The 13713-nt window shown below is 61.5% G+C and carries 13 protein-coding genes and 1 riboswitch; of the genes, 3 read left to right on the top strand and 10 right to left on the bottom strand.

Features of this window, described 5'->3' with window-relative positions:
- Positions 1 to 32: 32 nt before the first annotated feature.
- On the top strand, positions 33 to 1019 hold the full coding sequence (locus MTX36_RS16245) for an LLM class F420-dependent oxidoreductase (RefSeq protein ID WP_243620768.1): 987 nt from the start codon (positions 33 to 35) through the stop codon (positions 1017 to 1019).
- 40 nt (positions 1020 to 1059) lie between these two features.
- On the opposite strand, the gene MTX36_RS16240 is transcribed toward MTX36_RS16245, so the two are convergent.
- From MTX36_RS16240 to MTX36_RS16225, 5 genes are all read right to left on the bottom strand, one after another.
- Positions 1060 to 1722 carry a DUF3239 domain-containing protein gene (locus tag MTX36_RS16240; RefSeq protein ID WP_243620767.1) on the bottom strand — a complete coding sequence of 221 codons (663 nt, stop codon included), beginning with the start codon at positions 1720 to 1722 and terminating at the stop codon, positions 1060 to 1062.
- Positions 1723 to 1792: 70 nt separating this feature from the next.
- Positions 1793 to 3901 carry a membrane dipeptidase gene (locus MTX36_RS16235; RefSeq protein WP_243620766.1) on the bottom strand — a complete coding sequence of 703 codons (2109 nt, stop codon included), beginning with the start codon at positions 3899 to 3901 and terminating at the stop codon, positions 1793 to 1795.
- A 100-nt stretch (positions 3902 to 4001) separates the two neighbouring features.
- Positions 4002 to 5660 carry a DNA repair helicase XPB gene (locus MTX36_RS16230; RefSeq protein ID WP_243620765.1) on the bottom strand — a complete coding sequence of 553 codons (1659 nt, stop codon included), beginning with the start codon at positions 5658 to 5660 and terminating at the stop codon, positions 4002 to 4004.
- Between the two features lie 606 nt (positions 5661 to 6266).
- The gene (locus MTX36_RS29890) at positions 6267 to 6392 is read right to left on the bottom strand and encodes a hypothetical protein (RefSeq protein WP_254922770.1); all 126 of its coding nucleotides are present in this window, start codon (positions 6390 to 6392) and stop codon (positions 6267 to 6269) included.
- Positions 6393 to 6467: 75 nt separating this feature from the next.
- Complete coding sequence (locus tag MTX36_RS16225; RefSeq protein WP_243620764.1) at positions 6468 to 8792, bottom strand: helicase-associated domain-containing protein; 2325 nt, start codon at positions 8790 to 8792, stop codon at positions 6468 to 6470.
- 60 nt (positions 8793 to 8852) lie between these two features.
- Here MTX36_RS16225 and MTX36_RS16220 point away from each other — a divergent pair, with 60 nt between their 5' ends.
- Positions 8853 to 9041 (top strand): hypothetical protein, encoded by a 189-nt coding sequence (locus tag MTX36_RS16220; RefSeq protein ID WP_094274801.1) that lies wholly within the window; start codon positions 8853 to 8855, stop codon positions 9039 to 9041.
- A gap of 93 nt (positions 9042 to 9134) precedes the next feature.
- Here MTX36_RS16220 and MTX36_RS16215 read toward each other — a convergent pair whose 3' ends face one another.
- From MTX36_RS16215 to MTX36_RS16205, 3 genes are all read right to left on the bottom strand, one after another.
- Positions 9135 to 9701 (bottom strand): transglycosylase family protein, encoded by a 567-nt coding sequence (locus MTX36_RS16215; protein ID WP_243620763.1) that lies wholly within the window; start codon positions 9699 to 9701, stop codon positions 9135 to 9137.
- Between the two features lie 7 nt (positions 9702 to 9708).
- Positions 9709 to 9894: riboswitch (cyclic di-AMP (ydaO/yuaA leader) on the bottom strand.
- Positions 9895 to 10158: 264 nt separating this feature from the next.
- Complete coding sequence (locus tag MTX36_RS16210; protein ID WP_243620762.1) at positions 10159 to 10548, bottom strand: YccF domain-containing protein; 390 nt, start codon at positions 10546 to 10548, stop codon at positions 10159 to 10161.
- A gap of 33 nt (positions 10549 to 10581) precedes the next feature.
- Entirely contained in the window at positions 10582 to 10809 is a 228-nt protein-coding gene (locus tag MTX36_RS16205) for a hypothetical protein (protein WP_243620761.1), read from the bottom strand.
- A 223-nt stretch (positions 10810 to 11032) separates the two neighbouring features.
- Here MTX36_RS16205 and MTX36_RS16200 point away from each other — a divergent pair, with 223 nt between their 5' ends.
- Positions 11033 to 11446, top strand: a complete 414-nt coding sequence (locus tag MTX36_RS16200) for a cold-shock protein (RefSeq protein ID WP_169634150.1) — start codon at positions 11033 to 11035, stop codon at positions 11444 to 11446.
- A gap of 63 nt (positions 11447 to 11509) precedes the next feature.
- Here the strand turns inward: MTX36_RS16200 and MTX36_RS16195 are convergent, their stop codons facing one another.
- On the bottom strand, positions 11510 to 11995 hold the full coding sequence (locus MTX36_RS16195; RefSeq protein ID WP_243620760.1) for a DUF2771 family protein: 486 nt from the start codon (positions 11993 to 11995) through the stop codon (positions 11510 to 11512).
- Between the two features lie 2 nt (positions 11996 to 11997).
- Positions 11998 to 13695, bottom strand: coding sequence for an MFS transporter (locus tag MTX36_RS16190; RefSeq protein WP_243620759.1), 1698 nt, complete (start codon positions 13693 to 13695; stop codon positions 11998 to 12000).
- Between the last annotated feature and the right edge of the window lie 18 nt (positions 13696 to 13713).

Raw genomic sequence — 13713 nt, 5'->3', positions numbered from 1 at the left:
GCAACATGGCGGTAGGTAGGTACTCTCGCCACATGCGATTCGGACTGTTCGTACCTCAAGGCTGGCGTCTCGACCTGGTCGGCATCGACCCCGCTCAGCAATGGGAGGTTATGCGCGACTTCACGCTGCGTGCCGAAGCCGGACCGTGGGAATCGGTCTGGGTGTACGACCACTTCCACACAGTCCCGGCTCCGACGGAAGAAGCCACGCACGAGGCGTGGACTCTGATGGCAGCGCTTGCCGCATCGACGTCGAGTATCCGGCTCGGTCAGATGTGTACCGCCATGGGTTACCGCAACCCGGCCTACCTGGCCAAGGTCGCCGCCACTACCGACTTGATCAGCGGTGGGCGCGTCCAGATGGGTATCGGCGGCGGATGGTACGAGCATGAGTGGAATGCCTACGGTTACGGGTTCCCTTCCGCCGGTGAACGTCTCGGTCGGCTTGACGAGGGCATTCAGATTTTCCGTCAGGCATGGTCCACGGGCAGTGCGACGCTGGACGGCAAGTACTACCAGGTCGACGGCGCCATCTGCCGTCCGCTTCCGTTGCAGGAGGGCGGAATTCCCTTGTGGATAGCCGGTGGTGGCGAGAAGGTCACGCTGAGGATCGCGGCAAAGTACGCGCAGTACACCAACTTCGACGGCACACCTGAAGTTTTTGCCCGCAAGTCGGAGATCCTGAGGAAGCACTGCGACACAGTGGGGACCGATTTCGACGCCATCGTGCGCTCGGCGAACTACAACGTCGCCATCGGTGCAACGGAAGCAGAAGTGACGCAGCGACTGGAAACGCTGAAGTCTCGTCTGACGCCGCTGGTCGGTGAGGCCGCGGCCGACGCGTCGCTGGACGCCTTCCGTGGAATGCCGGCAGTGGGAACCCCCGAACAGATCATCGAGAATCTGTCGGCACTCAAGGTACAAGGGCTCGAATACGGAATTTTCTACTTCCCCGAGGCTGCCTACGACACGTCGGGCATCGAATTGTTCGAACGCGAAGTACTGCCGGCTCTCCGCTAAAGGGAATCGCGTCCGCGAAGGCCGCTAGCCCAAAACTGCGTTAGCGCAGGTTGTCCGGGAGGTCGGCGGGATCGACCAGGACGCGGCGTTCGGGGTGGGTGCGAATTTCCTCGGAATCAGAGATTCGGCTCTGGAGGAATTTCCACTCGCTAGCGCTGATTGCGGCTACCGCTCGGGCGAGTACTGCGGAGTCTTTGGTTCCCCATTCGATCGGCATGGGGCTGACCATCTCCCAGACGTCGGACTTGCTCCGAGTGGAACGATCCGAGCGCAGGGCTACCGACGGAATGCGATCGCCGACTTTCCACTTCGGGTTGAGCCGGACATTGCGGCTGACCAGTGCGTACTGGGGGGCTTTTGCAGACGGTTTCGCGATTTCGATCAGTGCGGTCAACGTCGCAGCTCGGGGGTGGATTTCGCTGACGATTGCGGGAACCAGCGGATTCTCGCGATACAACTTTTCGGCGTTGCCGACCTTACGTGGTGCCCACAGCGCGACGCCCAACGAGCTGAGGGCGCCGATGACCAATACAGCGCCGACGATGATGGACCAGACGTCTCCGATGAGGATCAGCCAAGTTCCTCCGGCAGCCAGCAACACGGCGAAGATCACCGCAGAAATCTGCAGACGACGAACGTCGGCCAACGTGTCGTTGACGGACCTCGCGTGAGCTTTGTCGACGGTGAACTCGAAATCAGCCACTGATGTATTCCTTCGAAGGTGGAACGGCGGTGGTGGTCCCCGAGGTTTTCAGGGGCCACCACCAGCGTAGCTAGTTCCGCGCTCGCTCCCACATCTGCAGGTAGGCCTCGGCGCCGCGGCTCATGTCGTCGATGATCGCGTCACCGTCAGGCCCACCCGCGATACGCATGTCGGCAATCCAGTCGGGAATCAGTCCGTACTGCGCAACGCCGTCGGTATTGACGTCGAAGACGCGGGTTCCGGCATGCTGCTTGTCCATGACGGTGCCGTCGAATGCGGTGTACGGGTACTGAAGGGGATTGACGTCCGCATCGCCTCGGGGCGCGGCCTGGGGTCCGAATCCGTTGGTGTCGGCGCCGTATCCGAAACCGAAGTAGTAGTCGTCACTGCGCATTTCCCGAGCTTCTCGCCACGCCTGGATGAAACCCTTTTCCTTGGGTTTGCCGTCGGTCTCGGATGTGCCGTCGGACGATTCCAGTTGACCGGCATAGAGCGCCACGAACCCGCCGAGTGCGTAGATCCTCTTGTAGTAGCTGGGGTCACTCCAGCTGTGGCTCGACACGACGCCCGAGTACTGCGCAGCTTCGAGGATTGTGAGGGCTTCGTCTGCAGCCTTGACACTCAGATGGTCGATGTCGACGATCATCCCGCGGTCCATCAATCCCCGGATCATGTGCTCACCCAAGGAAGACAGTCCGCGTGTATTGCATTGCGGCCCGGCCGGGTACACCGGGAGTGTCACGCCGAGCGGAAGCATCCCGATCAGATTCTGGGCGCCGTCAACCTTGGTGGGTAGCTCGTTGTCCTCGGCGATGCCTTGGCAGGGCTCGGACTGCCAGAACTCTCCGGTACCCAGGTAGTTACCGATATTGACGGCAACTCCGGTAATGCCTCCGTCGAAACGTGTACCACCGAGTGCATTGTCGAATTTGTGCGTCACGATCATCTGCCGGACGCCCAGATCGTAGAGTTCGTCCAAGCCACGGTCGATGTCATTTTCGTCGCACTGCGCTACACCGTTGCGGAGGGAGCAACCGAAGGGCTCCGAAATCTCGACGCCCAGTGTGACGGCAAGCTTTCCGTCGGCGGCAACCTGCCGGGCCTCGGCGGGGGAGCTCACGATACGGAACCAGCCGCGTCCCGGCCCGCCGTACTGCGCGTCGATGTAGTCCTCGAGTTCACGGGTCTGCTCAGCCTGAATGCGTACCGTTTCCATCTCGTCGCACGGATTGCGCTTACTGGGGTGCAGCTCACACAGAATGCGGTTGGCTACAAAGAGATTGGTGAAAATACGGAGTCCGCCACGCCACGCCCGCTCCACCCACTTGTAGTACGTCTGCTCGTGGGTCAGTGAGTCCTGGGCCGGCCAATCCGCGAAGGTAGGCCAACCGGTGGTGTCGTGGGTTTCGAACGGGTTGCCGTAGGAGAGAACGTTTTCCAGGAGAGCCGGCATGCCGTTGGGCTGGTGGTCCGGGCAGTCGACCAGTGCCGCGGTAACGCCCTGAGGATCGAAAGGCCTTCCGCAGTGCAGGTTTCCGCCCATGAACTCGGAAGCATTCATGTGTACGTGTGTGTCGATGAATCCGCGTACTTCGCCGCCCAGACCGATCTCGGTCGGATTGCCGGTGGCATTGACTTCGGATTCCGGGAAATCTGCACAGCCGGTACGAGGAACCAGGGTGAACGAACCGGCATCCGGTTGGCTGCCGGGTTCGGCCATCGCCAAGGATGCGTCACGGGTGACCAACTGTCGGCCGTTCGTGGTGGCGGTGAGGACGAAGTTTTCGTCGCTGGACATCACAGTCCAGTCCGTCAACGGAGTTGCGACCGCAGTGGCGACCACAGCGTCGGCGCCGTCGTGGGCCAGCATCGATCCGTCGGTGCCGTACAGCATGAACCGTCCGAGTTGCGCAGCGTGGAGTCGAAACCCCTCAGCTTCGTCTACCGATACTTGATCCGTCCGGTAGCCGGCGGCGTCGCGTCGTACGAAGTCGCCGGACGCACTCTGCACGGCGTAGCAACCGTTGGCCAGCTGATACACGGTGTTGTCCGGGGCGCTCGGGGCTGCGGTGCCGACGCCGGTGACCGCGACGAGCAACGTCGTGGCCAGCAGCGAAGTCGTCAGAAGTGCAACGACTCCGCCCGGTCGTCGACCACGTAGACGTGAAATTGAGCGCATGCATGACTCCCGGCCGTTGGACACAACTGTGACACGGGACACCATATCGACAAATGGACATACGTCCAACTAATTGCTGAAACTTGTTACAAAAACGTGTTTAGCCGATGGCGGGGCCAAGCAGGTCGTCTGCGTCGGTGATCCGGTAGGCGTAGCCCTGCTCCGCGAGGAAACGCTGACGGTGCGCTGCATACTCGGCGTCGAGAGTGTCGCGTGAGATCACCGAATAAAAGTGAGCCTGTCCGCCGTCGTGCTTGGGACGCAACAGTCGGCCGAGGCGCTGGGCCTCTTCCTGTCGTGATCCGAACGTCCCTGAAACCTGGACGGCAACAGACGCTTCCGGAAGGTCGATCGAGAAGTTGGCGACCTTGCTCACCACCAGGGTCTGAATCTCCCCGTTGCGGAACTGGTCGAAAAGGATCTCGCGTTCCTTGTTCTTGGTCGAACCCTTGATCACCGGTGCGTTCAATTCCTCGCCCAGTTCGTCGAGCTGATCTAGGTACGCACCGATCACCAATGTCGGCGCATTCGGATGCTTGGCCAGAATCGATTTCACGACAGCAACTTTGGTGTGCGCCGTCGAGCACAGCTTGTACCGTTCTTCGGGCTCGGCGACCGCATACGCCATACGCTCGGCATCAGTCATGGTCACACGGACCTCGACGCAGTCAGCCGGAGCAATCCACCCCTGCGCCTCGATGTCCTTCCACGGAGCGTCGTACCGCTTGGGGCCGATCAGTGAGAAGACGTCGCCCTCGCGGCCGTCCTCACGCACCAACGTCGCGGTCAGGCCGAGGCGTCGACGAGACTGTAGATCCGCCGTCATACGGAACACGGGAGCCGGGAGGAGGTGCACCTCGTCGTAGATCACCAAGCCCCAGTCTCGGGAGTCGAACAGTTCGAGGTGCTTGTACTCACCCTTCGTTCGACGCGTGATGACCTGGTACGTCGCGATCGTGACCGGTCGAATTTCCTTGCGCTCGCCCGAGTACTCCCCGATTTCTTCTTCGGTGAGTGACGTCCGTGCGATGAGCTCACGCTTCCACTGACGCCCGGCGACGGTATTGGTGACCAGGATGAGAGTGGTTGCCTTGGCCTTTGCCATGGCGGCCGCGCCCACCATCGTCTTGCCGGCGCCACAAGGGAGTACGACGACACCCGAACCTCCGGCCCAGAACGAATCCGCAGCCATCTGCTGGTAGTCGCGCAGCTCCCAATGGCCTTCCTCGAAGGCAAGATCAATGGGATGAGCCTCGCCGTCGACGTAACCGGCGAGGTCCTCGGCGGGCCAGCCCACCTTGAGCAACATCTGCTTGAGACGGCCACGTTCGCTCGGATGGACGATGACGGTGTCGTCGTCGACCTTCTCGCCGAGCATCGGCGCAATCTTCTTGTGTCGCATGATCTCGGTGAGAACAGCACGGTCCAGGCTGATCAGGATCAGGCCGTGGACCGGGCTCTTCACCAACTGCAGTCGGCCGTACCGGGCCATCGTGTCGACGATGTCGACGAGCAGTGGCTGGGGAACCGCGAAGCGGGAGAACGACACGAGCGCATCGACAACCTGCTCGGCGTCATGGCCGGCCGCGCGCGCATTCCACAGCGCCAGGGGAGTGATGCGATAGGTGTGGACGTGCTCGGGGGCTCGCTCGAGCTCAGCGAAGGGCGCGATAGCCTGCCTGGCCTCGCCCGCGCGCTCGTGATCGACCTCCAAGAGCAGAGTCTTGTCGGATTGGACGATCAACGGTCCGTCGGTCACGAAATCCTCCTGGTGTAGCGGATGTGGCGGTGTCGCGATTGCGGCGCGCGGCACGTACTGCGCGCGGCAACCCTGCCATTGTCCTGGTAACGCAGTGAATACGCCAAGTGGCGGGCAAAACACCACGCGAAATAGGGGTGCCCGTTTCGGGGCACCCCTACGTCAACGTGGCACAGTTGACGACTATTCCTGGCGGAGGAGATTAATTATTTCTGGGCCACTGCTGTCTTTCGCATTTCCATGACGTGAGTTATCGCCTCCGAAATTCCAGATCGATAACCGATATTCTTTTCGCTGTCGCCTGGCGTCGAATCAAGTTCTGATTCGAGTCGAGTTTGAATTCGATCGAGGGCGTGGATAGTTCTTTTCACAGCAGAAATCCTTTGTGCTACGAACGACCCGATAACAGGATTCCGGGCCGACGAGCGTGCTCGTCGAGGACGCAGACCGCAGCCAGTGTCATCCCGGCAGCATATCCACGTGACCTGGGATCTGCGCCGCGGCTACTGGACCTGAACTGGTCGAACGTTTCGTGTAGGTGGTTGAGCGTGTCAGTTTCGGAATGCATGATGAAATCTGTCGTCAGTGAAAAAGAAGGCTTTTTTCTCAGCTCCGCTTTCTTTTGCGAATCAATTCCGAAGAATCCGCAGCTTTTTCGCGCTTTTCTGCGCGGCGTTCCTTGATCGACTGGGCGGGTTTCTTCATGTTCTTTCCCGGCGCCTTGTCAGCCATTGTCGCTCCTCAGTTTTTGAAGTGTGGCAATCACAAACTGACCACGACCATACTTCATTTACAGAAAAAAGCCAGTCACGACTTTTTTTCGTCGATCGGGGTCACCGAAGTTATCCGGTGAAGTGTGAACCGGCGCACTGCGCCGCTCGCCGGATCGAATGCATCCAACTGTCCACCGCCCACACTGACGGGATCGACGATCCGATGTGTAGCCACGCCTTGGGCGTCGACGTAGCCGATGTTGACGCTCTTGCCCGCTCTCGCGGCCGAGGACAACAGCGCGATGGCGGCGGTACTGCTTTCCCTCGATCCGTCTGCGCGAACACCGCCGCGACCGGGGCTGGATGCACGGTCGCCCGCGCGCATCGTTCGTATCAACGAATCGAGTTGTTCCGGCGATGGGCTCGACTGCGTGCGCGGCGTTTGCCGCAAGCGGCGATTCTGTATCCGCGCGCCGCGTGGTCGCAGATCGACCAGGGCTCCGGACGAATCCTCACCGGCCGGCGCAAATCCGGCGGCTCGCAGCTCCGCGAGTACTTCTCGCAGTGGAGCTTGGGAGACAGCGACGGTGGGCGCAAGCGACCGCAAGGCCAACGATTCCGCGACAGCGGACGCCAGTACTTCAGCCAGGAGGGAGGGATCCTCGCATCGAATGAACGACGCCGCGACTCCGGCACGCAATCGGCCGTGTCGACGCGCAACATCGTCGATGAGGTATGAAAGTGATTGAGGGACCGGTGTTTTGGATTTGGTGCTGAACATCGTCTGTAGTTCTGTTGCAGTCAACCCGGCATCGAGTGCCCGACGGATGCTGCCCTCGGTGATGCGATACATCGATGCCGAGCCGGCCGATTCGATATCCGCCACCAACGTCACCTGCTCGAGCAGATCCGGTACCAGCGGGCCGGGAGCCACCAAGGTCAGGTCGGCCTGGACGAGGAAGTAATCGATGGGCTTGGGCAACACAGCCGCCATCTCGGCTTCGGCGTCGCCGCCGTGGAGCATTGCGCGGCCGGGCGAACTCAGGGCACCCCGGGCAACCAATCCGAGTGCCGACGCCTCGGCCAGTGTGTTTTCGACGGCCAACGTCCGAAGGCGTCCGATCCGCCTCGGATGCCGCCACGCCAGCAGACGGCTGACCTCGGCGGGCGACGCACTCTGGCCGCTGTCGAGTTCGGCCAACAACCCCAGAATTGACGCACGGTCGCGAGGCGCGGAAGGCGCGCGGCCTTCCTCGGCCAGTGCCGCTATCGGTTTGTCGGACGGATCACGCATCCCGATCATCCAAGGGACCCGCGGAACGTCGATCCAGGCAGACGCCAGGACCTCCCACCGGCGTGCCGTCGTAGCGTTGAGCCAACCGTCCACAGCGACGGTCGGCGTCCAGTAGTCGTCCGCAGTGTCGACGCTCGGAGTCGGGTCGGGCGTACCGCTGGCGATCAACCCGGCCGCCGAGAGAAGCTCGACCAGCAAGTTGACGCGGCTCTCGTCGAGTTCTGCAGCCTTCGCGATGCGCCTGAGTTCCCGTACGCCTAGCCCACCGGCCCGCAGTGCGGGAGCGGGTGCGGCGCCGAGCACGGCAATAACCTTTTCGCTCTGGCGAACCAGTTCGAGGGCCTCGCCCGCTGCCGCGGCATTGACGTCGGCCGGCTTGAGCTTGTCTCCCGTGATGATCGGTGCGGTGAGGGTGGTCGGATCGAAGACAGGTTCACCGCGGATCGCTTGACGCACAGTTGCCGGTAGCTCCACAGTCTGTTCGTCCAGCCAGCGGAGCAAGCCGGATGCAAGCAACTTCTGCACCGGGCGGTCTGCCGGCGTCTCCGGAGCGGCGTCGCGGGTTCTGCCGATGGGGCTGGAATTGGCCAGAGTCTCGAGCAGATCACGCTCACGCTTTTCGAGCGCGTTCAGTGCTGTGGTGATTTCGACTTCCGACATGGACTCGACGGGTTCGAGAGCTCGGCCGACCCTCCACGGAATGCTGTCGATGACAGCCGGCACCATGCTGATCGGATCCGTGCCCCAGATCAACGCAGCCGCACGCATCTTCGCGAGAGACGCGTCGACGGCCTTCTTGGTGACCTTGCCCTTGCCGGTGAGGGCCCGTTCGGTGAGAGCGTCGTTCAGCTCCTTGCGCGATATCGGCGTTTCCTCGGCCCCGGCCAGTGCCATCAGCTCGAGGATCCCGAAATCGAGCGTGTCCAGCTCGTCAGCGGCCCGACTGACCGATGCGCGCTGCTGAGCACGGCCGCCGAGAACCACCATTGTGCTGGGCGGCGGTACTGCGAGGTCGGGCCGCAGACGCAGCAGTTCCGTCAACTCGGCGTCAGTGCGGGCCGACAGCCATTCGGTCAGACTGTCAGCTCGGGAATTGCCCGTCGAGGTGCCACGTATTTCGGTCATCGCCTATCAGATTAGAGACCTGGTATGTACTGCGTAACGGCGTCCTGTCAAAATGGCTTCGTGGCCAACAATTCGAAGCAGCACTATGTAGATCCAGGATGGCCGGAAACTGCAGACGGAGATCACGCAGTGACCGAATTGTCATCGACCCGCTCAGGTGGACTTTCACCGTTCGGCGACGACACCACCTTCCCCGTGCCGGTGGAGTCACTTCCTTACATACATCCGTACACCGTCATCAACCGCTAACTACCAACAACGAAGAAGGCCCGCACCAATCGGTGCGGGCCTTCTTCGTATGTTCTTTTGCTGTGCGTTCGAGGGGAACGCGAGATCGCGGTCCTACTTGAGGAAGGACTTTGCGGTATCTGCAGCTGCGAGGATCTGAGGATCGATGACGACGCCGTTGTCCTTCGCGAATGCGATGGCCTGATCGATGGCCTCGGAAACCGGGTGTGCGACGGCCTGAGCGACCTGTGCCGGAGCGGGTGCCGGGGTGGCCGGTGTGGTTACGGTGGCCGGAGCGGAACGCTGCGTTGCGCCGCTGTTCAGGCCGAGGCTCGAGGAGCAGGACGGCCAGGCGCCCCATCCCTGATTGGCGAGAACGCGCTCGGCAACAACGATCTGCTGCTCGCGGCTGGCGTTGTTGGCGGTGGCGGCATATTCTCCGCCGCCGTGTGCGTTCCAGGTGCTGGGGGAGAACTGCAGTCCACCCTGGTAGCCGTTGCCGGTGTTGATTCCCCAGTTACCGCCGGCTTCGCACTGTGCGAGGCGATCCCAGTCGGAATCAGGCGCTGCGCTGGCGGTACCTGCGGCTGCGAGTCCTGCTACGCCCATGATGGCGCCGGTGACGGCGACCTTGGCGACAGTGCGGCCTGCAGTGGTGGGTTTGCGATGGCGTCCGCTCATGATGGTGAATTCCTCTCCACACGCGCCTGCGAGGTCAGCTGTCGGGTTCGGGCTGAGAGGTTGCCCGGCCTCGCCTTTCCTGGCTGGAAAGGGTCTGGCTTCACCCCAAGATTCGACTGGTTAAACAACCGAACCGGTGTCCGAGAGGACTTTGGGTCCCCCGTCCTCGTCCCTGGAATGTCTGTTTAGGAAATTCCGGTACCCGCGGGACAAGGCTTGGCGCGGCGGGCCGGAGGTGGCCGAGTTTCCCGGCCGAAATTCACGGTAACGGCTCCGCTCGTCCGTGTCACCATTTGATAACGCGGCGCGTCGAACGGGATACAGAGCGTGGGGCAAATGAGCAGGAGACTCTGCCCAGGTAGCGGGGTGTTCTGCAGTGACAGCTCTCCTGTGGCTGTTCCGTTATCGATCCGTAACGTGATTAAGGTCACACCGTTATCTGGAACAGCTGTGGAGCTTATGCGTAGTTGACGCGGTCTACGTCGACGATCTCCTTGCCCAGGGGCATCAAGCAGATCGGAATCATCTTCAGATTCGCGATGGCCAGGGGGATTCCGATGATAGTGATCGCCATCGCGACAGCCGTGACGATGTGGCCGATGGCCAACCAGATGCCGGCGACGATGAACCAGATGACATTGCCGAGCATCGAACCGACACCGGCCGTCGGCTTGTCGACAACGGTCTTGCCGAACGGCCAGAGTGCGTAGATGCCGATACGGAAGGCCGCGATGCCGAACGGAATCGTGATGATGAGAATGCAGCAGATGATGCCGGCGATGAAATACCCCAGCGCCAGCCACAGACCACCGAGGACCAACCAGATGATATTCAGAATAAATCTCATGGTCAGTGACCTTTCGGTAGGACGTGAGGGAACTCAGCGAGCGCGTCGACCGGACCTCAACGTGTAGACGATGGCCAGAAGGAAACCGATCGGGCAGGCCAACGCGAACAGATACAGCACCAATCCCGGAGGCGTGTCGCTGAAGATCTTGACTGCGAAGATAGCGACGATACCGAGCAATCCGACAAGAAACAGCCCGATTGCGATACGAAAGAGACCGTTTCCGGTTCCGGAAGTGCTCGGGTTCGGTTGAGAGTCCACAGGTACAAGGGTAGTGCCCGTAAATGCGAGTGCCGATACCGGTTGGTCACAGGTAGACTGTGGAGTGATTGCGCGTCCCGTCAAGCAAGTTCGGGGCGCGTTCTTTTGCATTCTTCGGTCGAACCTCTCGATCGAAGCTGAGCAGGACCATGGGGCTCGTACTCGAGCCTCCCGAGAATATTGGGGCGACAAGCCCCAGTCGAGTGATGAGCGGGTGAACGCGGTGCCGACCGGCAAGGTGAAGTGGTACGACGTCGAAAAGGGTTTCGGCTTTCTGTCGCAGGAAGAAGGGGAGGACGTCTACGTACGGGCCTCTGCCCTTCCGGAAGGTGTTGAGGGCCTGAAGGCGGGCCAGAAGGTCGAATTCGGCATGGCGGCCGGCCGACGCGGCCCGCAGGCACTGAGCCTGAAGGTTCTCGAGCCTGCCCCGACTCTGCGCGGTGCGTCGACGCAGCGCCGTGAGCCGATTGTCCGCAAGCACACGCCGGACGAACTGCACGGCATGGTCGAGGACATGATCACGCTGCTCGAAGCCAAGGTTCAGCCTGACCTGCGCAACGGAAAGTACCCGGACCGCAAGACTGCTCAGCGGATCTCCGAGGTTGTCCGCGCGGTGGCCCGCGAGCTCGACAGCTGACCTGCCTGAGAACAAAGAAATGCCCGGCACACCGAATTGGTGTGCCGGGCATTTTCTTCTGGATCAGCTGGTCTTGATCGACCAGATCAGGAGTCCCTGTTCGCTGCCTTCACCGACAGCAAGGTGAATCTCCACTCCCACAAGTTGCTTCTCCGGCTGCGCTTCGACGGTGACTGCCATCGCCTCGTCAGCCTCGAAGAAACGAGGTTCGCCGGACTGATTGCCGTCGGCGTCTTCGTAGACGGCGAGCATCGCCCATTCCGCAGACGAGACGTCCTTCGACAACGACAACTGCAACGCGGATCCCTGCGGCACGTCGAGCTCGTAGATATCGCCGATCTGAGCGCACTGAGACAAGTCGATCGTGCAGAAGCCCGCCGGCTGGGTTTCGATGGTCCGACCATGAGCGTAGGCAGTGATCTGCGGGAGCTTGTCGGGCTCGTCGTTGATGTTCTTGATGATCACGAACAAAACCGAGGCGTAAACAGCTAGTGCCACCACCATCAGGACACTGATGGCAGCCACGATCTTCTTTGTTCTTGCACGCATGATCACTGCGGAGTACTTCCTTGTCCTCGATCGGATTTGCCGGTGTAGATCACTTCTGTCACTTCTTGCTCGGCCAGGTCTGGTCGCTTGCCGCCCAGTCCGGGCAGAAGTGAGCTGCCTCGGTAACACAGGAACGTCTGCAGAAGACCGATCGTCAAGAACACGGAAACGACAGTGAACCCGATCCAGTATTCAGTAGGTAGCAGAACGCCCAGCGCGCCACCCAGTACCCAACTCAGCTGAAGGACGGTTTCAGATCTACCGAATCCGGACGCGATCGATTCCTCGGGCAGATCGTGCTGCAGTGACGCGTCGAGTGAAACCTTGGCCAAAGCGCTGGCAGCCGACGCGATCAGAGTGGCCAGAGCGGCTGTCATCAGGTTGTCGGTCAACGCTGCGATGACCGCGATGATCCAGACGGATGCGGTGCATCGAAGAACGACGACGGCCGGTCTACCCAGTTTGAGTCGCGCGCCGGCCGCGTTGCCGCCGAAGTTGCCCAAGCCTGCAGCGGCGCCGACCAAGCCGAGCATCATGGCCTGCTGGAGAGGTTCGTGGTCTGTTCGGGATTTGGCGACGAACGCGATGTACAGCGTGAGGAAGCCGGTCAGGACACGAATTGTTCCGTTGCCCCACAAACCGATGATGACGGCGCGTCCGAGTGGCTGGCGAACCTTGGCGCTCTTGATGCCAGGGGCACGTCCACCGCCGGCGCGATGTGCCTCGTCCGGGTGGTAGGTGATGGTGGCGGGAACTTCACCTTCGGTGACTTCGACCCACGACGGAATTCGCATACTCAGATACGCGCCGAAAATCGTGACTACCACGGCGAACCACAGCGCGCCGGGAGATTTGAACGCCAGTGCCAGTGCGCCCGCGACGGCGCCGGCGCAGATGGTGCCACCGATCAATCCGAAAACCGTGAGTCGAGAATTGACTCTGACCAGGTCTATCTCGGGCGGGAGCACACGTGGAGTGACCGCGCTCTTGAGTACCGAGAACGATTTACTCAGAACCATCATTCCGAGCGCGGCCGGATACAGGATCCAACTGTCGAAGTTGAACACCAGGATCAGGGCTAACAACGTTCGAATGCCGAACGACGACGCCAGCGCGATTCTGCGCCCGCGCTGCAACCGGTCCAGCATCGGTCCGATGAGAGGTGCGATCACCGCGAACGGAGCGATGGTGATCAGGAGGTAGAGCGCGACCTTCGTTTTGTCTTCGCCGGTGGCTGCGGAAAAGAACAACGTATTTGCCAGGGCCACAGCGAGAGCAGCGTCGGTCGCGTTGTTGGTCATCACCGCGTAGGTCAAAGCAGTCAGGCCGGACTTGTCGGCGCCGTCGGCCTTGGCTGCACGCTGGAACGTCGCAATACCTTTGTTGGTCAGTTCCCGACTGCGCATTGCCGCGACTCGGGTGACCGTGAGCTTGCGCGGCATCGGCGGCGCCTTCGGGGCGTCGGCAGGATCGCCTTTCGAGCCGGGACCCTTCGAATCGGACGTGTCCGGAGCTTCGTCACGGGACTCGGGAATGGGGTGCAGCGGAGGCAACGGAGCACGTCGGCCGGACGGACGCGCGGCCGGTGGGTAGTTGTCGTAACCCGGGTGGACTGCCTGACCAGAAGAGTCGGTCTGCCCCGCAGACTCGTTCGGAATTCGCCGAGTATCGGGGTCGTAGGGTTCGCGCGGTCCGGTCACCACTCAATTCTGTCCTAG

Source organism: Rhodococcus sp. ARC_M6 (genome assembly GCF_022810305.1).
Classification (GTDB): Bacteria; Actinomycetota; Actinomycetes; order Mycobacteriales; family Mycobacteriaceae; genus Rhodococcus_F.
Note: the sequence above shows the minus strand (reverse complement) of the source record. Positions and strands in the feature narration are given on the sequence as shown.